The sequence below is a fragment of the Bacillus sp. AP8 genome, assembly GCF_000321185.1.
GTDB classification, from domain to species: domain Bacteria; phylum Bacillota; class Bacilli; order Bacillales; family DSM-1321; genus Bacillus_AD; species Bacillus_AD massilioanorexius.
In genome coordinates, this window is sequence record NZ_CAPG01000021.1 from 21,679 (window position 1) to 45,779 (window position 24,101).

The 24,101-nt window shown below is 36.1% G+C and carries 19 protein-coding genes; 15 read left to right on the plus strand and 4 right to left on the minus strand.

The genetic code is table 11. The features are described from left to right. Positions 1-19 precede the first annotated feature (19 nt). From BN349_RS03860 to BN349_RS03910, 11 genes are all read left to right on the plus strand, one after another. A complete protein-coding gene (locus BN349_RS03860) occupies positions 20-559 on the plus strand; it encodes a DUF2812 domain-containing protein (RefSeq protein WP_019240960.1) in 540 nt (179 codons plus the stop codon). A 521-nt stretch (positions 560-1,080) separates the two neighbouring features. Then, entirely contained in the window at positions 1,081-3,243 is a 2,163-nt protein-coding gene (locus BN349_RS03865) for an acetate--CoA ligase family protein (RefSeq protein ID WP_232423513.1), read from the plus strand. Positions 3,244-3,247: 4 nt separating this feature from the next. Beyond that, positions 3,248-3,703 carry a MaoC family dehydratase N-terminal domain-containing protein gene (locus tag BN349_RS03870; protein WP_019240962.1) on the plus strand — a complete coding sequence of 152 codons (456 nt, stop codon included), beginning with the start codon at positions 3,248-3,250 and terminating at the stop codon, positions 3,701-3,703. Between the two features lie 69 nt (positions 3,704-3,772). After that, complete coding sequence (locus BN349_RS03875) at positions 3,773-4,189, plus strand: MaoC/PaaZ C-terminal domain-containing protein (protein ID WP_019240963.1); 417 nt, start codon at positions 3,773-3,775, stop codon at positions 4,187-4,189. Between the two features lie 171 nt (positions 4,190-4,360). Continuing rightward, positions 4,361-5,524 (plus strand): thiolase C-terminal domain-containing protein, encoded by a 1,164-nt coding sequence (locus BN349_RS03880; RefSeq protein ID WP_019240964.1) that lies wholly within the window; start codon positions 4,361-4,363, stop codon positions 5,522-5,524. 11 nt (positions 5,525-5,535) lie between these two features. Beyond that, on the plus strand, positions 5,536-5,952 hold the full coding sequence (locus tag BN349_RS03885) for a Zn-ribbon domain-containing OB-fold protein (RefSeq protein WP_019240965.1): 417 nt from the start codon (positions 5,536-5,538) through the stop codon (positions 5,950-5,952). Between the two features lie 189 nt (positions 5,953-6,141). Then, the gene (locus BN349_RS03890) at positions 6,142-7,338 is read left to right on the plus strand and encodes an acyl-CoA dehydrogenase family protein (RefSeq protein ID WP_019240966.1); all 1,197 of its coding nucleotides are present in this window, start codon (positions 6,142-6,144) and stop codon (positions 7,336-7,338) included. Between the two features lie 74 nt (positions 7,339-7,412). After that, positions 7,413-8,549: an acyl-CoA dehydrogenase family protein gene (locus BN349_RS03895; RefSeq protein WP_019240967.1), complete on the plus strand. Its 1,137-nt coding sequence runs from the start codon at positions 7,413-7,415 to the stop codon at positions 8,547-8,549. Positions 8,550-8,702: 153 nt separating this feature from the next. Beyond that, positions 8,703-10,178: an aldehyde dehydrogenase family protein gene (locus BN349_RS03900; RefSeq protein WP_019240968.1), complete on the plus strand. Its 1,476-nt coding sequence runs from the start codon at positions 8,703-8,705 to the stop codon at positions 10,176-10,178. Positions 10,179-10,293: 115 nt separating this feature from the next. Next, positions 10,294-11,742: an MFS transporter gene (locus tag BN349_RS03905; RefSeq protein WP_019240969.1), complete on the plus strand. Its 1,449-nt coding sequence runs from the start codon at positions 10,294-10,296 to the stop codon at positions 11,740-11,742. A 412-nt stretch (positions 11,743-12,154) separates the two neighbouring features. Continuing rightward, the gene (locus BN349_RS03910; RefSeq protein WP_019240970.1) at positions 12,155-12,640 is read left to right on the plus strand and encodes a sigma-70 family RNA polymerase sigma factor; all 486 of its coding nucleotides are present in this window, start codon (positions 12,155-12,157) and stop codon (positions 12,638-12,640) included. A gap of 282 nt (positions 12,641-12,922) precedes the next feature. Here BN349_RS03910 and BN349_RS03915 read toward each other — a convergent pair whose 3' ends face one another. Both BN349_RS03915 and BN349_RS03920 read right to left on the minus strand, forming a co-directional pair. Further along, positions 12,923-13,915: a hypothetical protein gene (locus BN349_RS03915; RefSeq protein WP_019240971.1), complete on the minus strand. Its 993-nt coding sequence runs from the start codon at positions 13,913-13,915 to the stop codon at positions 12,923-12,925. A gap of 1 nt (position 13,916) precedes the next feature. Continuing rightward, positions 13,917-14,264, minus strand: coding sequence for a PadR family transcriptional regulator (locus BN349_RS03920; RefSeq protein ID WP_019240972.1), 348 nt, complete (start codon positions 14,262-14,264; stop codon positions 13,917-13,919). 365 nt (positions 14,265-14,629) lie between these two features. Here BN349_RS03920 and BN349_RS03925 point away from each other — a divergent pair, with 365 nt between their 5' ends. The 3 genes from BN349_RS03925 to pglX all read left to right on the plus strand — a co-directional run bounded on the left by BN349_RS03925 (position 14,630) and on the right by pglX (position 20,722). Next, a complete protein-coding gene (locus BN349_RS03925) occupies positions 14,630-16,027 on the plus strand; it encodes an L-cystine transporter (protein ID WP_019240973.1) in 1,398 nt (465 codons plus the stop codon). Positions 16,028-16,054: 27 nt separating this feature from the next. Further along, a complete protein-coding gene (locus tag BN349_RS03930; RefSeq protein ID WP_019240974.1) occupies positions 16,055-17,389 on the plus strand; it encodes a CoA-disulfide reductase in 1,335 nt (444 codons plus the stop codon). A 156-nt stretch (positions 17,390-17,545) separates the two neighbouring features. Next, on the plus strand, positions 17,546-20,722 hold the full coding sequence (gene pglX / locus BN349_RS03935) for a BREX-1 system adenine-specific DNA-methyltransferase PglX (RefSeq protein WP_019240975.1): 3,177 nt from the start codon (positions 17,546-17,548) through the stop codon (positions 20,720-20,722). Between the two features lie 37 nt (positions 20,723-20,759). On the opposite strand, the gene BN349_RS03940 is transcribed toward pglX, so the two are convergent. Further along, positions 20,760-21,158, minus strand: a complete 399-nt coding sequence (locus BN349_RS03940) for a hypothetical protein (RefSeq protein WP_019240976.1) — start codon at positions 21,156-21,158, stop codon at positions 20,760-20,762. A gap of 389 nt (positions 21,159-21,547) precedes the next feature. On the opposite strand from BN349_RS03940, the gene BN349_RS03945 reads away from it, so the two are divergent. After that, a complete protein-coding gene (locus tag BN349_RS03945) occupies positions 21,548-22,444 on the plus strand; it encodes a DMT family transporter (RefSeq protein WP_019240977.1) in 897 nt (298 codons plus the stop codon). A 149-nt stretch (positions 22,445-22,593) separates the two neighbouring features. On the opposite strand, the gene BN349_RS03950 is transcribed toward BN349_RS03945, so the two are convergent. After that, entirely contained in the window at positions 22,594-23,913 is a 1,320-nt protein-coding gene (locus BN349_RS03950) for a uracil-xanthine permease family protein (protein ID WP_019240978.1), read from the minus strand. Positions 23,914-24,101 lie beyond the last annotated feature (188 nt).

A 24,101-nucleotide genomic window follows, 5' to 3' on the forward strand; every position in this document is an offset into this window, starting at 1 on the left:
TAATGGAGGATGAACCGACATGAGGAAAGTTGTTAGAAAAATCTACATGAATTTCAAAAAAGAAGAAAAATGGTTAAATGAAATGGCTACTAACGGTCTTCATCTTGTTGATTTTTCATTTGGTCGATATGTATTTGAAGAAGGTGTTCCAGGAGAGTACATTTACCGTATTGAATTGTTGGAACAGCTTGCAATGCACCCTCAATCTCAAGCATATATTCAATTTATGAAGGAATCAGGTGTAGAGTGTATAGCGACGTATGGCAGATGGGTTTTTTTTCGAAAGAGAGCTTGTAAAGGCGTATTCGAGCTGTTTTCTAAAGTAAGTATACTTATGGGATATTATAAGAAAGTGATGTCGTTTGTTGGAATATTAGCTGGTTTGAATTTGCTGTTGGCTTTAATAAACATCGTAAATGGTCTGAATAGTGGGATGTTATCCACATTGATTTATTTTTCTTTGCTAAATTTAGCGGTATTTATTCTATTGTTTACTTTGCTCGTGTCATATTGGAGAAAATATTATGTCTTAAAAAAGGATAAAGAATTATATGAATGAAGCGGAGCTGTCGGTACTAAGTGCTAACAGCTTTTTGTTTGTTTAGAAAAAAATCTATACTTTTCTTTCAGCGTCTAGCCCACAAGTTTACAAGCCAATTTGAAGTCAAAGAGTCGGATTGGCTTATACTGGTCGGAGGCGTACAGGATGTAGCGACTTTAGCTGAAAAGGTGTTTGCCCACTTGTTCTATCGATCTTGAAGATATTGCGTCTGATACTCAAATTGTTTTCAATCTTCGTTTTGATGCATCTAACAAAACATTCGTGCTGCCATCTTTCCCATAAGTCGTGGCTATTGTGTAGGTATGTCGTGGTTATGATAAACAAAAAATAAAATAAGAACTTTTCAATCCTTGCTATGATTGGGTTTTTCTTTGTTTTTTTTATTTTTTACTCTCTAATAATTAAATGATTTTATATGTACTTTTTTTCTCCAATTTAAAATACCCTCCGATACAATACTGAACATAATCTATTGTTTTTCTTTAATTCGAAACCGAGGTGAAATGATGAATAATGAAATGAAAACTTATGAAACTCTTGAACCATTGTTTAATCCAAAATCTGTTGCAGTACTTGGAGCCTCTACGAATCCATACAAAATTGGGTACATACAATTGAAAGCGCTTTTAGATGGAGGGTTTGCTGGAGCTATTTATCCGATTAACCCCAAAGCGAGTGAAATAGAAGGACTTACTTGCTATCCTGTCATAACAGCTGTACCTGAAGAAGTAGATTTGGCAATTTTTTGCGTAAGTGCTGAACAAATTCAGGATAGTCTTAAAGAGTGTGCAAAGAAAAATGTAAAAGCGGCGATTATATTTGCATCTGGCTTTTCAGAAATTGGTGAGGAAGGTGTGAAGCTGCAAAAGCAATTAGCTGAGTTAGCGGAAGTAAGTGGTATACGTATAATAGGACCAAACTGTGTAGGTCTAGTTAATACGACAAATGGCATGATAGGAACTTTTTCACCAGCTATTTTAGCCGTACCATTACATGAAGAAAAAGCAGTAGGCTATGTTTCACAAAGTGGTGCTTTTGGTGTTTTAACCTATATGGCGGCTGCCCAAAAAGGATTAAGTTTTAATTATTTTGCTAGTGTAGGGAATGAAATGGAAACAGAATTTTCGGATGTTGTGGAATATATGATTCATGATCCAAAAACAAAAGTCATTACAGGTTATTTAGAAGGGGCTAAAAATGTAAAAAAACTTCGTCGTCTAGCAGGTGAGGCGCTAAATCGTAAAAAGCCAATTGTTTTAATGAAAACAGGTCGCAGCTCTGCTGGTAGTAGAGCGGCTGCTTCTCATACTGGATCACTTGCGGGTTCGGATATGGTTTACGATGCATTTTTTAAACAAACAGGGATTGTAAGAGTCGATGATTATGATGATATTATTACTTTTTCAAAGTTATTCCTGTCCAATAAATTACCAGAAGGAAAAAATACGGTATTGATTACAAGCTCCGGAGGACGAGGAATAAATGAAGCTGATCGCTGTGAAGGGTTAGGTTTAAACATTATTCCTTTATGTGAAGCGACAAAAGTAGAAATTAAAAAGCATATACCGTCCTTTGCGAGTGCCACGAATCCGATTGATTTAACTGCAGCCGCGTCTGTTACGAACCCTGAATTGTATATTGCACCTCTTCGTGCACTCGTATCAGATCCTGATGTTCATAACATTATTCTAACAGAATTTCCACTAGACTGGGATGCAGATAATCCGTATTTACAAGAGTTTATCGACATCTGTAAGAACTCCGATAAATTCGTGTTTATTACTACATTCCCATTAGAAGGAATGTCTGTTCCAAAAGGGAAACAAGCACTTGAGGAAAATGGCATTCCTGTTATTCCAGGTGATTTAAATCCAATCAAAGGTTTAGCGAAGCTTGTGGAATATAGCGAAAGTTATAAAAAACACCAACAAAGAAATCTCCAAAATCATCTAGAATCCTCATCTCAGAAACGTATACATCTTTCTCTTCAACCAGGAACGACATTAAGTGAAGCGCAAGCTAGCGACATACTAGAACGTTACGGTATTCCGACAACGAGACGTACTATTGCAACAACAGCAGAAGAAGCTATTCATTTTGCTAATTCGATAGGCTATCCTGTTGTTTTGAAAGTAGATTCAGCTGATATAACTCATAAAACGGAGGCAAATGCCATTCGATTAAACGTTCAAAACGAACGCGAGGTAATGGAAGCGTTTACTGAAATTCATCGTAATGCAACAAATTATAAGCCAAATGCGAAGATAAATGGTATTTCTGTTCAGGAAATGTTACCAGAAGGAATAGAAGTTATTATTGGTGCAACGAAGGATCCAGTTTTTGGTCCGGTCGTTATGTTTGGTTTAGGAGGTATATTTGTTGAAGTCTTTAAGGATATTTCATTTAGGGTGGCACCATTATCACGAACTGATGCAGTTGATATGATTGAGGAAATCAAAGGGAAATCTCTCCTAAAAGGGGCACGTGGGAAAGAACATGCTGATATAGAAGCAGTAATTGACGTGCTCTTAAAGGTTTCATCACTTGTTATAGAAAATGAAGCTGTAATTGAGGAATTAGATATAAACCCTTTACTCGTTTATGAGGAAGGTGTAAAAGCAGCAGATGCGATGCTAGTTGTGAGTAGTGATAACACAGAAAAGTCAGCAGTGAGGGGGTAAGGACATGGAGTTAGATAAAAGTTTAATTGGCTTAAGTGGTCCACAATTTGTTTTTGAGGTAGAAAAAAGACATATTCGTCAATTTGCAGAAGCGATTGGTGATCATAATCCTTTGTATGTAGATGAAGAGTACGCAAAGTCGACGATGTATGGAGGTATCATTGCACCACCAAGTTATCCAGTTGCTATAGGTGCGGATAGGGATCAAGGAATAAATCTTCCACTCGATTATAGTCGTATGCTTCACGGAGAGCAGGAGTTCATTTATAACCGACCAATTCGTCCGGGGGATAAATTGTATTGCCAAATGAAAGTGACTGATGTGTATGAGAAAGAAGGAAAAAATGGTCCTATGCAATTTTTAGTAATTGATACAGAAATGAAAGATGAAGCGGGAGAACTAGTGGTCATTAGTCGTACTAATATTATTTACCGTACATTGACAAGCAGCAAATCATAATCAGAGAGTTGAATGAAGGCGACTTTCTTCATTCAACTCTGATTATTACAAGAAAGAGGAGGAAGTAACATGCTACAGTATGAAAACTTACAAGTTGGACAAACGCTTGATCCACTTGTAAAGCAAGCAGTTACGAAGGTTCAACTTGTGAAATATGCAGGTGCTTCAGGAGATTTCAACCCTTTACATACAGATGATGCATTTGCACAAAGTATTGGAATGCCAGGAGTGATTGCTCATGGAATGCTCGTCATGGGCTTTTTAGGACAATACGTGATGGAGTTAGCAGCTGATTCAGCGACTCTTACTAATTTTAAAATGAGATTTGGCGCTATAACGCGACCAGGTGATGAAATTACTTGTTCAGCAGTTGTGAAAAAAATATATGAAGATAAAAACAAGCAATTGGTTGATTTAGAGCTTATAGCAGAAAAAGCACCTGGAAAAGTTGTAGGAGTTGGAGAAGCAACCTTACAAGTTTTTTAACAAGAAATAAATAGGAGGAAATCCGTGACACTCATGAGGAAAAAGAGAGAAAGCCGACACTCCGAAGTGGGGCGTGTTGGCATTCACTAAGCACGAAGCGAATGGATTAAATCCATTATCTACAATGAATGGTATGACAACCTAACAAAAAGAATGAAGGAGGATGACAACATGGCTACTATTAAAGACCGCTATGCCATTGTCGGTGTAGGAGAAAGTGAACGTTCAAAAAATTCAGGTACAACACCTTTACATTTAGCACTAGACGCTGCAAGAGCTGCCATAAAGGATGCAGGTATAGAAGCGAAAGAAATTGATGGCTTTATGAGCTATTGTGAAAATGATTCTTGTACGTCACATCAATTAGCAACATATTTGGGAGTTCAACCTAAATATGTCAAAGATATTTTAGGTGGCGGAAGTAGTACAGAAATGTTGATTGCAGATGCTATAGGTTTAATTGAAACTGGTCAAGTAAATACCGTTCTTATCTATCGTTCGATGAATGGTCGCTCAGGTGTTCGCATGGGTGGAGGCGGCTGGGATGTAAATATGCTTCAAACAGCAATGGATGGAGGAAGCTTTTTCATTCCTTATGGAGCTGGTGGACCTGGTCAATGGTTCGGATTATTTGCTACTCGTCATATGCAACAAACAGGTATTACACAGGAGCATTTAGGTCATGTATGTGTTAGCTTTTATGAGCATGCACAGCGTAATCCAAAGGCATTCTTTCAGGGTAAACCATTAACGATGGAAGAGTACTTAAGTACACCTTCATTAAGTTATCCATTCAACCGTCATGATTTTTGTTTAGAATCTGACGAAGCGAATGCAATCATTGTAACTTCTGCTGAAAAAGCAAAGGATTGTAAATCGAAGCCTGTTTATATTATGGGAATTGAAGCTAGAAGATGTGTATCACATGCCCATTATTGGACGAATTTAGATGAAGTAGCATCCGATTTGGTAGCCCCTTCACTTTATAAAAAAGCAGGAGTACAACCGGAAGATATTCAAGTAGCATCCATATATGACTGTTTTAGTTGGGTAGTGCTTCGTCAATTAGAAGCATACGGATTCGCAAAACGTGGTGAGGTTGGTGATTTTGTAGCGGCTGGTAATTTGAAAATGGGAGGAAAGCTGCCTACAAATACCGCAGGTGGAATGCTATCAGAAGGTTATACACATGGTATGAACAATGTTCTTGAAATCGTCCGTCAAGTACGCCACGAATATAAAGGAACTAATCGTCAAGTGGAAAATTGTGAAATCGGCATTTGTACTGGTTGGGCAGGCCCTGACATCGCTGGTGCAATGATTTTAAGAAACTAGGAGGGAAATTCATGAGTTATCAAAAACCAATTCCGGTAAAAACACCAGATAATCAACCATATTGGGATGCAGCTGATCGTCATGAGCTAGTCCTACAAAAATGTGAAACATGTCAATCGTACAATCATCCACCAGGTCCAGCTTGTGCGAAATGTGGTTCTACCGAACTAAGCTGGGAAAGTCAAGGTAGTGATATTAAAGGAACTCTATACTCGTATGTTGTATCTTACCGTCCTTTCTTGCCGGGATTTCAAGACGATTTACCAACAATTATTGCAGTAGTTCAGTTAGATAATCTTCCTGAAGTTAAGATTATTGGAAATGTATTAGAGTGTTCCCCACAGGAATTACAGGTTGGAATGCCTGTAAAAATGATTTGGCAGGATATCACTGAAGATCGTGCTCTACCACAATGGATTCAAGCATAAAACAGTATGCTGGAAAATTATTGCATCAGAAATTTTCTATCAAATTATTTATCAATATAGTATGAAAATCTAAATCTAGAAAATTGTTAAGCTTAATCGCCTTGTCGTTTGCAATTGGTTGAATAAAATTATTCGATATTCTGTATTTCAAGAGGCTTAAGCTTTTCTTAACAAGGAGGAATGAGTACGATGGATTTTTCATTTTCAAAGAAAGAAGAAAAATTTCGCCAAGAGCTAAGATCATGGCTAGAGGAAAATCTACCAGATGGTTGGCTAGAGGGGGAATTTCAATTAGATAAAGAGACGAAAGAATATGAACGGTTCTTACGTGATTGGCAAAGGAAATTATATGAAGGTGGCTGGGCAGCGATTGCTTGGCCTAAAGAATATGGTGGTCGTAATGCCACACTAATGGAAGAAATCGTATATCAACAAGAAATGGTACGAGTAAAAGCTCCAGCACTTATCAATTATGTTGGTATTCATATGGTTGCACCAACATTGATGCAAATTGGGACGCCAGAACAACGAGAAAAATATATTCATAAAATCATTACTGGTGAAGAGGTATGGTGTCAAGGTTATTCAGAACCAAATGCAGGATCAGATGTAGCAGCTATCCAAACAACCGCTGTTAAAGATGGAGATCGTTGGATTATTAATGGGCAAAAGGTTTGGACGAGCTTTGGACATGTAGCCGATCGTTGCTTTTTGATTACGAGAACTAGTCGATTAGAAAAGAAACATAAAGGAATTACTGTTTTCCTTCTTGATATGCACCAGCCAGGTATTGAAACTCGCCCTATCATTCAAATGGATGGTCAACATGACTTTAATGAAGTTTATTTAAATGATGCAGTAGCATATGATGCGGAGATTATTGGAGAAGTTGATGAAGGTTGGAAAGTAATTATTGCCTTACTAATGCATGAAAGAACAGGAATTGGTGGTCAAGTGTTTACGCTAGAGCAACAATTCAATGATTTAGTTGCTTTAGCTAAGGAATTAAGCGATGATGATGAACCATTAATTCAGAACCCATTTGTTCGTAAAACAATGGTAGACCTCTATGCGCGTTCAAGAGGTTCGCTACTAAACTATTATCGAAATTTAACAAAGCAATTAAAAAATGGTCACCCTGGGGCAGAAAGCTCGATGGATAAACTAATGGTGAGTGAACTAACGAAGGAGCTGTTCTCTCATTCTGTTTCAATCCAAGGACATAGGGGCGTATTGTGGAAAGAAGATGCCATAGCTGATCGCTCTTATTGGCAGGATAATTATTTGTATTCTTTTGGACAAACAATTGGTGGGGGTACTAGTGAAATACAAAAAAATACAATTGCGGAAAGAATTTTAGGGTTACCAAAGGACATGGGACGTTGAGAAAGAACGTCCTTGGACGGGAACCTGGTTTCCAAATGATACAGCTTTTTTAAATCATGTAGGGGGTGGATAGCGTGGATTTTTCTTTAAATCAAGAACAAGAAATGTTTCGAAACTATGTACGCAAATATTTAGATGATATGGGGCAAACAAAAGTAGCACGTGAATTTACTGAAGGTAATACTCGTTCCTTTAAGCCACTATATTCTGGATTAGCTGAACTTGGATGTTCAAGTGTAAATGTATCGGAAGAACATGGTGGTATGGGATTAGGTCAATTAGATTTAGTTCCTATTACGGAAGAGTTAGGACGTGCATTAGTGCCGGGATTATTTTTAGAAACAAATGCCTTAGCTGTACCATTGTTAGAAAAATTCGGTAGTGAAGAGCAAAAAGACAAATATTTAACGGCAATTGCTACTGGTAATCACACATTTACATTGGCTTGGTTGGAGCCAGATGGTAACTATAAGCCATCAAATGTTAGGTTATCAGGGACGCTTCAAGGAGATGTTATGACACTTTCTGGTGTGAAAACGTTAGTACCTGAAGCAGAAATAGCTGACAGCCTACTTGTTTTAGTCCGTACAAGTGAAGGTAAAGATCAAGAGGGTATTTCATTAGTGATAATTGATCGTGCAGAAGATAATCTCCAGATGAAAGAACAAAAAAATATTGATGAAACTCGATTATTAGCCGAAGTAACATTCGATAATGTTCAAGTATCAAGTAATCAAGTATTAGGTGCTATTGATCATGGATGGGATATCCTTCAAGAAGGATTATTATCCTTTAATGCCGCTCTCTGTTCAACAATTGTCGGAGGTATGGAAAAAATCGTTGATACCGCGGTTGAATATGCCAAGATTCGTGAACAATTTGGTCAGCCAATCGGGAGATTTCAAGCAATCAAGCATCGTATTGTAGATATGAAAATGGATTTAGAAACAGCTCGTTCGTTAGCATATTATGCTAACTGGGCGATTGAAAGTAATGCACCCGATAAAGTAGAGGCTATTGCAAGCGCGAGACTTTTTGCTACAGAAGCGTATATTAAAGTTGCTTCACATAATATTCAGGTCCATGGAGGGATTGGTTTTACTGAAGAAATTGATTGCCATCTATATGTGAAACGAGCTCGTTTCTATGAAAACTATCTTGGAAGCACGCAACAATACTATGAACAAGCAGCCGTTGCACTAGGCTGGTAAAAGTCCGTGAAAGAATGATATGATGAGGGATTTCCTCATCATATCAAACATCTTCTATTAGTTAAAATCCTGAAATGTATACGCTTGCACATCGAGGTTGAACTTCTTTTTAGGTAATAACTAACAATCTGAAATTAGAAAGGTTGAGGAAAAATGAAAACGGTCAATCTTGTAAGAGACTACCAAAATGTAATCAATGGAAAGTTAGTACCATCATCCTCAGGTGAGAAAATGGATAGCTATAATCCGGCAACTGGTAAGGTTTGGGCGACAATTCCTTGTAGTACAGCTGAAGATGCTGAAGTAACAGTAACAGCAGCGAGAAACGCTCTTCTAGGATGGTCTTCCCTTTCAGCAGTGGTGAGAGGCGATTATTTAAGACGAATTGGTGACTTAATTACACAATATGGAGAAGAATTAGCTGAACTAGAAACAAAGGATAATGGTTGGGTTATTCGTGAAACAAAATATGGACTTATTCCTGTTTTAGCCGGTCTTTGGTATGATGCAGCAGCAGCTGCCACTAAGGGATGTAAAGGAGAAACCGTTCAACTTGGCTCGAAAACAGTAGGCTATACCATTCGGGAACCTTATGGGGTCGTAGTAGGAATCATACCGTGGAATTCGGCTTTATGGACGTTTACGGTAAAGGCAGCTTATGCACTTGCAGGAGGAAATACAGTCATAATTAAGCCGTCTGAGCTAGCTTCAGCTGGTCCTTTACGTTATGGCGAAATCATCCAGAGTATTTTACCACCGGGTGTATTGAATGTTATTTCAGGTACAGGTGCTGAAGTAGGAGATGCACTAGTTCGTCATCCAAAAGTGAATAAAGTGAGTTTAACAGGTTCAGGAAATACGGCGAAATCGATTGCTCAATCTACCTCTCAAAAGCCTAAATCAATGATTCTTGAGCTTGGTGGCAAATCGCCAAATATTGTTTTTGCGGATGCAGATTTAGTAAAAGCAGCCAACGGAGTAACATTGAATGGGATTTTTAGTGGAAATGCAGGACAAATTTGTGTTGGTGGCTCACGCATTTTAGTGCAACGCTCCATATTTGATGAAATGATTGCTCTGATGAAAGAAGAAATCGTAAAGCATATTCAATTAGGAGACACAATGGATATACAAACAGCGATGGGACCTGTTGCCAATGAAATGCAATACAAAAAGGTCTGCTCGTATATTGAGCTTGGGAAAAAAGAAGGTGGCGAAGTAATTATCGGTGGTCGGTATGGCGGAGCGGAATTGTTGCCTAATCAAAAAGAGCTAGCTGATGGATATTGGGTTGAACCGACCTTATTACAAATAGATAGTAATAACTTACGTGTATGCCAAGAAGAAATTTTTGGACCAGTAGCGGTGGTCATTCCATTTGATACAGAAGAAGAAGCACTAACTATTGCCAATGATACAGCCTATGGTTTAGGTGCAGGAGTTTGGACTTCGAACCTAGAACGAGCGCATCGGATGATTCGGTCAATTGAATCCGGAAATGTTTGGGTTAATACGTATCGGGTTGTAGGAACAGAGTTACCTTTTGGCGGTCATAAGGACAGTGGCTTTGGTACAGATTCGATTCTCGATTATACACGAGAAAAGACTTGCTATATTGAAATTGGTTAATGCTAATGTTGTAAGATTACATGGCAAGATGCTGCATGTTACTATCCAAAAAGCACTGCAAGAAATGAGAGTTATGAAGATTAAGTGAGTTTTTAGAAAATGAGGGGGTGTAACTTTGGTCGAGAAAATGGAATTGAAAGAGAAAGCGAGTCAACGTGCCTTCTACTTTTTATGTTTTGGTGTATTTTTTACAATGATCAGTTTAGCTACACATCTACCAGCGTATCCCCATATGTTAGCTAACTTCCATTTAGATGCAGGCTATGCTGTTTGGATGCAGTTGGGTCTTGCTTTGGGACTAACGGTATTTCAGCCATTATTAGGTTGGTTAGGTGATTCATACAGTCAAAAAATGGTGCTCATTGTCGGAGCTGTTTTTATGATTATCGGATCGCTTTTAGTTGTATTAGCACCTACTTTTTGGATATTAGTAATAGGTCTATTTTTCAAAGGTTTGTCTGGTGCAGCTGTTTCTCCTACTGGAGTTGCGTATGCAGGAAGGCTATTCGTTGGTGAAAACCGTGGTAAGTACATTGGTATATTTATCTTTTTTTCAACTGGTGGTGCACTTTTCGGTCCTTTAATAAGTGGTGTATTCGTTGATACGCTTGGATGGGCTTCTACATTTTGGCTTACAGCGTTATTCGGGTTGATCTCCCTTGTCCTTTTTAGTGTAGGGGTAACGGCTATTCAGTCGGAAGAACGACGTAGCTTTGACTTTTTAGGTGTTGTTTTTGTTTTTATTGCTCTCATTGGCTTATTAACCATTCCAACTTTTATTAGTACGCAAGGTATTTCTTCAGGGAAATGGATTCCATCATTAGTGATTTTTGTTGTTAGTTTAATCATTCTTATTATGGTTGAAAAGAAACAGAAGCAGCCATTGATTGACATCGAATATGCCACTCATCGAAATTTCTGGGCACCTTCATTAATTGCCATTTTACTTGGAATAGGTTACTCAGGCTGTATGTATTTATTAACCTTCTTTATTCAGAATATCCAAGGAAAGCCTGGTACACTTGTTGGTTTGATTCAATCAACAACCTTTCTAGGGGCGGCACTTGCTGCTATATATGCGGGAAAATGGATGAAAAAATATACAGCTCGTCAAATGTTAACGAGTGGTGTAGGCCTTTTCATGGTAGGAATCATCATGTTAACTTTGGTGAATAAAAGCACAGCTTCCGTCTATTTGTTTATCGCGATGGCCTTAATTGGGATCGGATCTGGTGTGTATGGTCCAGTCTTAAAAGCGATTATCGTATCCAAATCAGCACCTTCTCGCATGAATGTCGTTACATTCACAGCTCAAGTAATCGAAAGCATTGCTCAACGCGTAGGGGCTTCCTTTGCACTTGCCGCTTTTGCTATCTTTGCAGCAAGTGGTAACGGAGTAGCGGCCATCTCCAAAACATCTCTAATCTTCGTAGCTTTGGGAATCATTAGCTTCCTCGTATTTGCCGTAATACCTAAGAGAATTCCTGGAATTCATGATATTAGTGAGTCATCAAATAGTATTAAAGTAGAAGAAGTAGATTTAAATATGGATCGAGCAAAATAAATTAGATGGCATTGTTGGGATAAAAAATGCTAGATATTCTCTAATTCATCACTTGGATGATTCAAAATAAGAAGCAAGCTAAATTCTTTATGGGTTTGGCTTGCTTTTTTGTTTAATCGTAATGTCTATCTGAGAAGCTAGTAATTGCTTAAAATTATTTCCTTAATCTGGTCATCATTATTTACATTTAAACGAAAATCTAAAAAGTCAAGCGGTGACTCATTTATATATATAATCCGTTTTTCACGAGACAATAGTTCGCAAACTTTTATTTTCTCCTAGGAAAATTGTATAAATGAAGTATTTCTATCTCGTAAACTTACTTTGTGTTTCTCGATATTTCATATTCTTTTTTCTATAGTAAAACTACCTAGGAATAAATGAGAAGCGCGTTTTTCAGATAGGAAGAAAGATGGATAGCTTTGAGAAGGTAGCAAAGGAGTATTCGCCACTTATTTATAAAATCATTCATTCTTTGAAAATTTATAAAGAGTGCGATCATTATTATAGCGTAGGCTTACAGGCACTTTGGGAAGCCTATATGAAATATGAAGAAGGAAAAGCTAGTTTTTTAACGTTTGCATTTGTGACCATTCGAGGAAGATTGCTTATTGAACTAACCAAGGAGTCAAAATGGGAAAGTAGAAATCAAAGAATGTCACCCGAACAATTTGAATTCATGGAATGTCAGAGATATTCCGAAATCTACTTGGAAAAAGAAGTGATAGATGAGTATTGTTTATTATTAACGGATAATCAAAAGCGCTGGGTAGTTCATACTTTTCTTGAGCAAAAATCTCTATCTGAAATTGCTGAGCTATACGGAGTGAGTATTTCAGCTGTCAAGTCATGGAGAAGAGATGCATTGCAGAAATTGCGAAAAGTTAATAAAGAATGAGCACTTTCGCTTAAGAGATGATAAGATTTAAATTTTGTTGATTTTGGTTCAACTTTAGGGTAGATTGATTCAACTCCTTGATCCAACAACAGCTAAATGAAAATCCATTGTGCTTCTCTTATTATGAATATTTTGCTGGTAATGGGTCCATAAGAAAAGATCATCGCTACATCAACTTTTTAGATAGGTATAAGCAAGGCGATTTAAAAAATGAATAAAATATGAAGCGTGGAGGCGTCCAAAAGTGGGGAATATCACTTTTGAGACAGCCTCACGAAATTTTTAGCGATTTCTAATAAAGCCTTTATATAAAGCGGATACCACATCAATAATCGTTATGAGAATCACGATCATTATGAAAACAGAGATAAATTGATTGGTCCCAATCGTCAGATGAAGGTCTGTATGCTTTGAAAAATCGGACATAAAGCTTTGATTGAATAGGTTTTTGACACTAATTAAGAAACAAAATAAAATCGTAGATAGAACTGAAAGAATAGTATATATGATGGCAAGATTTTTGTCCCATCTGCCGTATATTAGTTTTGCTGCTTCTTTTGCTATGGAAAGAATGAAAATGGCGATAATAATTATTTTGTAATCTTGGACGACATTACTGTTTAAAAACGGAATTACGGTATATGAATCATTTTCATTTAGAATATAAGCTCCAATAATCTCAGGTGAAAAGTATAAAACCATAAGCACAATCGATGAAAAGACGATAGTGAAAATACCCTCTGTAGGTGAAATCATTGATTTTTTATGTGGAACAGGCTTTAAGTCCTTTACTGACCATTGTTGTCCAGCTTTTATTGTATTCCCTAGATTTACACCTTTGTAATCAGCTATTGCAAAAATAATAGTTACCCAAGCAACAGCTTGAAATAAAGCAGAAATGATTGTAGCGAAATAATCTCCAATCATATTAGAAAAATTGATATCTTTTACAAAAACTATATCGATAGCAAAAGCAATACTTATCCCAATAAATACAGCGTATAAAACAATTTTCATTACATACAAATAATTGTGAAAATTTTCAGGGCCAATTAAATACCGTTTTTTTTCAATATACTGATCTGCAAGTGTATTTGGATCTCCTAGTTCTAAAAGAGCTTTCTCAGCTCGCTTTTCTTCCGATTCTTCGCTTGAATAGTTTTCCATCACATCATCAATTAGAGAACGGATTTCTTTATCCATTTCAGAACGTTGCTTTACTGGTAACTTGCTAACGACCGCGTATACATATCGATCCACAATCTCTATACTCATTCTAATCAACTCCTCCTATAAATTTATTCATTGTATTTGCTAGGTCATTCCACTGTAGGCATAATTGGTTATAAATTTTTATGCCAAGCTCACTAAGTTGATAGTATTTACGCGGTTTAGAGCCTTCCGTATCCCAACTACTTATTAACAATTCTTGCTTTTCAAGTCTTCGTAATAACGGATAAAGTGTCCCAGCATCAACGGCCATACCTTTTTCTTCTAGTAAGACAACGAGGGAATAACCATACTGAGGTTGTTCTAATTGGCTTAAAACAATTAATATAATGGTTCCTCTTCGTAATTCTTGGAACAAATTATCTAACAGCTCTTGTTCTTTATTTTCACTCATCGTAATTCTCCTCCTGTTTTTATTATACTGTGTGACGTACACTATTGTGAATACAAAAATATAAAATGATTCAAAATATTTTAAATAGACTGCCTATTTCGAGCGAGAAAGGAGTATATAGTGAATTCTGATTTAGGAGTCCCTCACTTTATCCTTCAATCAAACAACTTTTTATCTATTGGTTTAACACCAAATTTATGTTAACAACAAAGGTCTTATAGGAAACAGACTATAAAAAGAAGTGTCCTTTGAAAGGATAACCTCTAACTAATAAAGAGAGTTTTGGTCAAACTATTAAGTAAAAATAGGAGTGAAAGGTGTTTGATTTCAATGGAAAAATTATCTAGTGTGAAGGTGAGTCGCTGGTGAATACCTTATGTGCATGTGTGTTAATAGTGATTTTACTTGCGCTGGTGTACATCTTATACCGCATGCAAAAATCATATGTTTCCTTTCCAAAGCGAGTTTTTACTGGATTAGTGATGGGTATTGCTTTTGGAGCACTTATTCAATTTGTTTTTAAAAACAATTCTGATGTGATTATGGTGTCGACTGATTGGTTCGGGATAATAGGAAATGGTTATGTTCGTTTATTAAAAATGATTGTTATACCACTAGTAATGGTTTCAATTATTTCAGCTATTATTCATTTGAAATCATCTAAAGGTTTAGGAAAGATGACTGGTTTGATTATCGCTATACTCATTTTTACCACGCTCATTGCATCTGGGATTGGAATTACCTATGCTAATTTATTTCAGTTAAATGCAGAGTCTATTCAAGTAGGAGAAGAGGAAAAAGTAAGGGCTCAGGATCTCGAGAGTAATCTAGATACGGCTACTACAACAATCCCGCAAAAAATCTTAGCCTTTATTCCAACGAATCCATTTGAAGATATGACTGGAGCACGTCCAACATCCACATTAGGTGTAGTTATTTTTTCAGTGTTTGTAGGGATAGCATCTTTGGGTATAAAAAGGAAACAACCAGAGCATTTTGATATTTTTCAAAAAGTAATTGCTGCTATCTATGCGATAACAATGCGTATTGTTACGTTAATCCTACGATTAACTCCATATGGAATTCTAGCATTAATGACAAGTACGATAGCTACAACAAGCATAGCAGGGATTATTCATTTATCAGCCTTTGTTATTGCGTCCTATGTAGCTTTATGCACAATGCTACTCGTTGATATGCTGTTCATTACACTTGTGGGATTGAATCCCATTCAATTTGTGAAAAAAGCATTACCTGCATTAACTTTTGCTTTTACATCTAGGACTAGTGCGGGAACAATTCCGCTTAATATTAAAGTTCAGACAAAAGGAATGGGTGTAGCGGATAGTATAGCCAATTTCTCAGCAACTTTTGGAGCCTCCATTGGTCAAAATGGGTGTGCTGGAATTTATCCGTCTATGTTAGCAATCATGATTGCCCCAACAGTCGGAATCAATCCAATGGAGCCTCAATTTATTTTGAGTGTAATGCTAATAGTTACGATTTCTTCCTTTGGAGTTGCAGGTGTTGGGGGTGGTGCAACATTTGCTGCATTAATCGTGTTATCAGCATTAGATTTACCTGTCGGATTAGCAGGACTATTAATTTCAATTGAGCCGCTAATTGATATGGGACGTACTGTAGTAAATGTGTCTGGTTCCATGACTGCAGGTGTAGTATCAGCAAAGCTGTTAGGTGAAATGAATACAGATTTCTATAATAGTAATCAAGGTTTAAATGACGAGGATGCCAATGAAATATAAAAAGTACGTACGGAAAGGATTGTAAAAATGAGAATTATTATTATTGGTGGAGAAGCTGCAGGGATGAGTGCTGCAGCTAAAGCAAAAAGAAGGAATAGAGAAGCGAGTGTTGTAGTTTATGAAATGAGTGATATAGTCTCTTTTGGTGCATGCGGTTTACCATATTATGTTGGTGATTTTTTTCAAGAAGAAGAGAGAATGATTGCGCGGACAACAGATAAATTTCGTGAGTCAGGTATTGAAATAGAGTTATTTCACGAAGTAACAAAGATTGATCTTAAAAATAAACAGATTACAGTTAAAAACAGACGCACAAAAGAAGAATTTAAGGATCAATATGATCGTTTATTAATTGCAACTGGAGCTTCAGCTATAAAACCTCCAATTGATGGAATGGATCTTAGAAACGTTTTTACTTTAAAAACGATGGAGGATGGTCGAGTTTTAAAGGAAGCAGCATTAAAAGAAATGAATCAACATGTCGTCATAATGGGTGCGGGTTATATTGGTCTTGAGGTTGTAGAGGCAATGAAGAAGCTAGGAAAGGAAGTAACGGTTATCCAATTAACCGATCATATTTTAACCGGTAGCTTTGATGAAGAAATGGCTGAAATAATAGAAAAGGGTTTAACTTCTCATCAAATTCATTTAAGTCTAAATGAAGAAGTAATTGCCTTAGAAGGTGAGGAGGATGTAAAAAAAGTTGTAACTAAAAAGGGTGAGTACAAAGCGGATATAGTCGTTGTCGCAACGGGTATTCGCCCGAACACCCAATTTTTAAAGGATACAGGAATCGAGATGCTAAAAAATGGTGCTATTGTTATTAATGAATATGGTGAAACATCCATTAAAGACATATACGCTGCAGGTGATTGTGCAAGTGTATACCATTTAGTTCGTAAAGAAAATGTCTATATTGCATTAGCGACTACTGCCAATAAAATTGGTAGGATTATAGGAGAGAATTTAGTAGGTCACCAAATGAGGTTCGAAGGTACTCTTGGTTCGGCATGTTTAAAGGTTATGGACTATGAGGCTGGTCGAACAGGCATTAGTGAAGCAGAAGCTAAAGAAATGAATATTTCATATAAAACCACCGTTATATCGGATAAAAACCAAACGGATTATTATCCTGGTCAAGAAGATATTCATGCTAAGCTTATTTATGAAAGCGAAACAAAAAGAATCTTAGGTGCACAACTTGTTGGCAAAAAAGGAGCTGCTCTTCGAATTGATGCACTAGCTGTGGCTATATATAGTGCTCTAACAACAGATCAACTAGGAATGATGGATTTTTGTTATGCACCACCATTTTCAAGAACGTGGGATGTTATGAATGTTGTTGGGAATGTTTCGAAGTAATACAAAAAAGATTCAAGTATCTCACTTGAATCTTTTTTATTCCTTCGTTGTTGTTTGACTTTTACTGATATTTTACTAGTGACAGTGACGGTAAAAAGGATTTCGACAATTTAGGGAGAATTAGTAATTTAATATAGACGTATAGGAGATGAAATATTGAACAAGCATATAGAAAAATTTGCTCGGAGAGAACGTCTTATTATACAATCAACTGTTACAAAAGAAATTCAGCTCTATAATAATGATGATTTGCAAAGAATGATAGGTCACGAATGTACGACTGATAGTATTGTTGAAAAAACTTCTGTGACTTGCTTTATTGTAGCTTGTGCTATTCGATATATGGAAATTCACTCTATACAAATGGATAATGGGAAGTTAATTATGATGGAGCAATTACAATCCATTCATAAGAAGATACCTTATTTTTTTCCTGAGTTAAAGGAATGGATGTTAACATTATTGCCAGAAGAATCGCTAGATAAGATGTATGAACGAATTCGTACAAATGAATATGTAACGAATAGTCTAAAGAATGGCATCGAAACAATTGGCTGGCTATATCAGTTCTTTATGAAGGATAAGGTGAAAGAGAAAAGCGGATTGAAAAATATGTCTGTAAAGAAAGAAGATTTACCTCTAGTGACACAGCTTTATACACCTCGTTGGATTGTGGATTATATGAATCAAAATAGTTTAGGAAAGCTATATGATGATGGACATCCAGACAATCAAATACATCTACATTGGTCATATTATTTCAACCAACCTCGTTCTATTATTGATTCCGTTAGTGTAGAAGAGATTACCTTTTTCGATCCAGCCTGTGGGACAGGGCATGTTTTACTTGTAGCTTTTGATATGCTATATGATATGTACGCTGAGCAAGGATACGCTAAGAAGGAAATCCCAAAGAGTATTTTAAAGAATAATTTATTCGGATGCGATATAGATGGATTAGCGATACAAATTGCATCTTTTGCATTGTTCATGAAAGCATTAGAAAAAGATCCAACTTTTCAGTTGCTAGATGATATGAATGTAATCGAAATTATCGATTCACCCTCTTTAACCGAAGATGAATGGAAGGTATTTTCAGACGAGATGGATTCAGTAAGATTAATATGGAATGCATTTCAAAATGGTAAGCAATTTGGTTCATTAATAGAATCGCCGAATATCCCTTATCAGCCATTACTTCAATTCGTGACTCAACAAAATGATGTAACCACTCAAAAAATCATTCCTGTAATTAAACAAGCTTACATGTTAAGTCAACAGTATCATATCATTGTCACAAACCCACCTTATCATAACAAATATAATCCAGAATTACGTAGGTTTATGGATAGAAATTATCCCGACTATAAACAAGATTTATACTCAGCTTTTATGTATAAATGCTTGCAGCTAATAAAAGCAAATGGTTTTGTCTCCATGTTGACTCCAATCACTTGGATGTTCATTGTTTCGCATCAAAAGTTGAGGGAACATATCTTGAAGCATGCGACAATTTCTAGCTTCATACAATTACAATACTCAGCTTTTGAAAAAGCTATTGTCCCTGTATGTACATTTGTACTTCAAAAATGTCAGATAGAAGCGGATGGGGTATTCATTCGTTTAGCTGAAAAGAAAGGTGATCAAGCTAATTATGTGAAAGAAGCCATTAATACTCCTCTCGTTTCTTTTCGTTATCATGTGAATGGTCGACATTTTCTTGAGCTTGATGGATCAACAATTGCTTATTGGGCCAATTCACGTGATTTAGTTATGTTGAAAGAAGCTGAGACTCTTGCGAATTATGGAGTATGCAAATCAGGAATACGAACAGGAAATGATGATAAATTTTTACGTTTATGGCATGAAGTGAACATTCATACTATGAAAACAGATTGTAAAAATGTGAACGATATGAAGGAAGCAATCTGGTTCCCCATTGATAAAGGTGGTGGCTTTAGAAAGTATTACGGTAATCATAGCTATGTTTTACAATGGAAAAATCAAGGTAAACATATTTTGGAATCAAGTCAAAATGCACGTTTACGTGACTCATCATACTATTTTCAAAAGTCGATTACTTGGTCAAGGATTAGTTCATCGCACATTGGCTTTCGAGCAAGTTTTCAAGGTAATTTGTTTGGTGATGCAGGACCAAGCTTATTTGTTCAGGACGACGAGAACTATTTTGCTTTATTAGGTATTTTAAATTCAAAAATAACACAGCGGTTCCTAAAAATCATTAATCCAACTATGAATTATCAAATAAGAGACATTGAGTTATTACCGATAAAAGGAATAGAAAAGAAGAAGGAAATTGGCACCCTCGTTTCTGAATTAGTAGAAATCTATAAAGAAGAATGGGATTCTTATGAATCATCTTGGAATTTCAAAAAGCATTCTTTTATAAGATATTGTGCAAACAATCGTATAGAAGATTCCTTTAAAGTATATAGGGAGGAACGATTAACTCTGTATAACGAAGTAAAGAAGCGAGAAGGTGCAATTAATGATTTATTAATTGAATCATACAATTACGAACAAAAAATACCTATGGAAGAAATTAAAGGAGAGATTCCATTTCGTTTAGCAGAGCGAGAAAAGGATATCAAACATTTTCTATCTTATTTTATCGGATGTGTAATGGGACGATATTCTCTAGATATAGAAGGTATAGTGCATGCAGGTGGTCTGTTTGATGAGAAAAAGTATCCCTCATTCATCCCTGTTCAAGATGGTCTTTTTACCATTAGTGATAAACAACAATTATTGGGGAAATTACAAGAATTCCTAACCGTTATATTTGGGAAAGAAACCTTAACTGAAAATATAATATGGATAGCAGATTCATTATCTGGATTTCCAGCCTTAAGAAATGAAGAGAAAATATATCAATACTTTCAACAACAATTTTTTAAGGATCATTGCAGAGATTATTCTGACACAGCGGGGAGAAATAGACGTCCGATTTATTGGCTTATTGAAAGCGGCTCTAAAAAAGGAATTCAGACTTTACTTTATCTTCATCGGTATACACCCTATTCAATTAATACGTTTCTCCATAATCATTTTTTACCGTTACTTAAGAACCTAAGAAAAGACGCTCGATTAATGGAGGATGAGTTGGATAGAAATATTGGTCGTAAGAGGGGGAGGGAGTTGTCGTTAATAATGAAGACGCTAACTATGTATAAACAGCAAATTCGTGAGCTGGAAAATTTTCAAGATATGTTAGAAAATATGGCTAGTAAGAAAATTCATTTAGATTTGGATGATGGCGTTAAAGCGAATTATGCTAAGCTAGCACCGATTTTAGCTGCCATTAAGGAATGATAAAAGACCATCAACAGGAGGTTGATGGTCTTTTATATTATAGGGTTACTGGTGTAAATGCCTCACCATAAGTGCTTTCCCATAAATCAATACGCTCTTGGATATGAATTTCATCACGTAGGCTATTATGATTATCTTCTATTTTTTTAGAGATTCGTTTACGCCAAAATTCTTTAAAACCTGGTTGAATCATCATTGAATGTTCAATAGTAAATGTATCGCCATCATTATGAAAAACTACTAGCACTTGACAGTCTTCATAAGATTCATCATTAATTAAATTATTTAACAAGTCTACAGTTACAACATTTTGCAAGCGAAGTTGTTCTTGTGGATCAGGATGGTGTAATGTGTTAGGGCAAATATGCACCACTTCTCCTTTGTTTACAGCAACTACACGTACATAACCAAATGTCTTATTTTTTTGTTCACTCATATGTCATACACCTTTCTTGAAGAAAATCTATTGGGAAAATCTTAATTTCTTCATATCGTATAGAGTTAAAGCAATGTTTTTTAATAATTTCATATTGCGAATGTCCCTATTATAGCAAAGGTGTTCATCTGTTCCAATAACAACACAAAAGGTAAGTTCTACCTATCCACTTGTAGGAAATTTTCAGAATAAAATAAGATGTTTTTTTATCCGAATTATTGTAAACTAATAGAAATTCATCGGGGGAGAGGGACAATTATGTCATTATTTAATAATTGGAATCAACGTTCGACATCACCACCGTATACTCCAACTATTTATTTCTCATCATTTTTCTAATAACTGAGAAGGAATCTGAAGGATTTTATTCAGATTTGAGGGAGTAAACAATGAAATCTAAACTTCAATTTATATTATCAATGGTCATTTTTGGAACGATTGGTGTTTTTGTAAGATATATTGATTTATCTTCGAGTGAAATAGCTTTATTACGCAGCTTAATAGGTAGCTTATTTTTATTAACAGTAATGCTAATACTAAAGAAAAGAATCACTTGGAAAATAGTCAAAGCCAATGCTTTGTTTCTAGTACTATCCAGTATTGCATTGGGAGCAAATTGGATTTTCCTTTTTGAAGCGTATAAGCATACGACTATTTCTAATGCAGCATTGAGTTATTATTTTGCACCCGTATTCGTCCTGATTGTATCACCCATTGTTTTAAAAGAGAAACTATCAACGAAGAAAATGATCTGCATCGTCTTTGCTATGTTAGGGATGTCGATGATAATTGGTAATGGCGGAATAAGTACTTCAGGATTAGATGATTTAATCGGTATTGGCTATGGGTTAATAGCAGCTGCGTTTTATGCTTCATTAATGTTATTGAATAAATTCATCAAAAGCATGGATGGGCTAGAAACAACCTTCATTCAGCTTGGTATGGCAGCGATATTACTCATGCCCTATGTATTTATTACGGAAGGTTTTAACATCTTAGAAGTAACTATTTCTTCTATTCCTTTTATATTGACATTAGGGATTATTCACACAGGTATTGGCTTTTTGTTGTTCTTTTCTAGTATGCAGAGATTAAAGGCGCAAAGTATAGCTGCATTAAGCTATGTAGACCCGATTACATCACTAGTGATTTCTATTTTAATATTGCAGGAGCAGATGACAATTGTACAATTACTTGGAGGAGCATTGCTATTAGGATCAACTTTTGTCAGTGAGAATGAAGCAATCAAATTTCCAAAACGAATAAGGAAACAACGGATTTCTTAAATGTTGATAGATTAGGAAGTTGAAACAAAATAGTGAAAAGTTGAATCAGTCTATATTTAAGTTGAACCAAATTTAAATAAAGTTGAATCAAAATACAAAATAAAGGACAAAATCATCTATCGAGATGGATGATTTTGTCCTTTTACTAGCTATTTTTCTTGAAAAAGTGATTTAGGAATAATCAAATTTAGAACAACGGCAGCAATAGCGCCAACAGCCGTTCCTGAAGATAAAATATAGTTTAAAAAGTCTGGTAAAGAGTTTAATATTTCTGCTGGTAAAATCGTTGTACCGATTGTGAGAAGAATAGGCATCCCCATAACAATCATATTTCGATCATCAATTGTGATATGCTGAATTACTTTAATACCATTCATGGCAATGGCAATACAAACTACTCCGAAAATTCCGTTAATAACAGGACCAGGAATACAAGTAATTAAAGTTGATAACTTAGGAATTAAGCCAAGTGCAACAAGTATGAATCCTGCTGTTAAAACAACTCGTCGACTCGCAACTCCAGTTATTGCAATTAAACCAGCATTTGATGAATATCCAGTCATTGGTGTTCCACCGAATAACGAACCTACGAAGCAACCAATTCCTTCTCCAAAAGAAGCGCGATTTAATCTTTTTTCTGTTAAATCTTCGTTTGTAACAGTAGAGACAACGAACCAAGTACCTGTTGTTTCTATTAAAATAACAATATAAATAAATACCATAGTCAAAATAGCGTGTAAGTCAAAGACTGGTTTCCCAAATGGAAAGAAGGATGGAAGGGAAAACCAAGCAGCTTCTTTTACAGGGGAGAAATCCACTGAACCAAAAAGAGATGCAGTAATTGTACCAGCAATAATCGCTAAAATGACAGAAACTAAACGGAAAAATGTACCGAAAGATTTTCCTTTTTTTCCAAGCAAAATACAAATGATTAGAACGGTAGTAGATACGAAAGCAACTAATGCATTATGTCCCACAAAACCAGGCGCGGTATAGATTCCTTTGAATGGAATTGGCATGAGTGAGATACCAACGATTACGATAACCGTACCAGCTACTGAAGGTGGAATGATTTTCTTTACGATATGTGCAAAAAGCTTTAAGGGTCTTCCTAACACGGCAATTAAAAGAGCACCAGGAATCAGACTTCCTACAACAGCCCCCATACCAAGATTACCCCCAATGGCAGCTAAAGCACCGATTGGTACGTAGGACGGACCTTGTACAACCGGTAAACGCAATCCTATTGTCGTTTGGATAATAGTGGCTAATCCAGCAGCCAAGAAGCACATTTGAATAAAAAAGGTGGTATTTTCTGTTGTTAAGGATAATAATCCTGCTATGATAATTGGTGCTAAATATAAATCCATCGCTAATACATGCTGCATCCCTAATAGTATGGATGTTTTGAAACTAATCTTCTCATCGACCCCTACTACGATGTCAGACTTTTGGTCTTGTTCCTTCATGTTGCGAATTCCTCCTCAAATGATAAAATCCCTTTTTTGTCCCGCTTATGCTAACAACTTAGGCTCCAAATAAATAATGTTAGAGACCAAGCGCTAGTAAAAACAGTTTGTTCAGCTACTAATCGTTGGATATATTAGGCTTTTGAACGATTAGAACTTCACGGTATAAGTTCGTATTAAGCAAACAT

Coding starts and splice junctions, on each gene's coding strand:
- BN349_RS03860 (WP_019240960.1), top strand. CDS start 20: ATGAGGAAAGTTGTTAGAAAAATCTACATGAATTTCAAAAAAGAAGAA.
- BN349_RS03865 (WP_232423513.1), top strand. CDS start 1,081: ATGAAAACTTATGAAACTCTTGAACCATTGTTTAATCCAAAATCTGTT.
- BN349_RS03870 (WP_019240962.1), top strand. CDS start 3,248: ATGGAGTTAGATAAAAGTTTAATTGGCTTAAGTGGTCCACAATTTGTT.
- BN349_RS03875 (WP_019240963.1), top strand. CDS start 3,773: ATGCTACAGTATGAAAACTTACAAGTTGGACAAACGCTTGATCCACTT.
- BN349_RS03880 (WP_019240964.1), top strand. CDS start 4,361: ATGGCTACTATTAAAGACCGCTATGCCATTGTCGGTGTAGGAGAAAGT.
- BN349_RS03885 (WP_019240965.1), top strand. CDS start 5,536: ATGAGTTATCAAAAACCAATTCCGGTAAAAACACCAGATAATCAACCA.
- BN349_RS03890 (WP_019240966.1), top strand. CDS start 6,142: ATGGATTTTTCATTTTCAAAGAAAGAAGAAAAATTTCGCCAAGAGCTA.
- BN349_RS03900 (WP_019240968.1), top strand. CDS start 8,703: ATGAAAACGGTCAATCTTGTAAGAGACTACCAAAATGTAATCAATGGA.
- BN349_RS03910 (WP_019240970.1), top strand. CDS start 12,155: ATGGATAGCTTTGAGAAGGTAGCAAAGGAGTATTCGCCACTTATTTAT.
- BN349_RS03915 (WP_019240971.1), bottom strand. CDS start 13,915: ATGAGTATAGAGATTGTGGATCGATATGTATACGCGGTCGTTAGCAAG.
- BN349_RS03920 (WP_019240972.1), bottom strand. CDS start 14,264: ATGAGTGAAAATAAAGAACAAGAGCTGTTAGATAATTTGTTCCAAGAA.
- BN349_RS03930 (WP_019240974.1), top strand. CDS start 16,055: ATGAGAATTATTATTATTGGTGGAGAAGCTGCAGGGATGAGTGCTGCA.
- BN349_RS03940 (WP_019240976.1), bottom strand. CDS start 21,158: ATGAGTGAACAAAAAAATAAGACATTTGGTTATGTACGTGTAGTTGCT.
- BN349_RS03945 (WP_019240977.1), top strand. CDS start 21,548: ATGAAATCTAAACTTCAATTTATATTATCAATGGTCATTTTTGGAACG.
- BN349_RS03950 (WP_019240978.1), bottom strand. CDS start 23,913: ATGAAGGAACAAGACCAAAAGTCTGACATCGTAGTAGGGGTCGATGAG.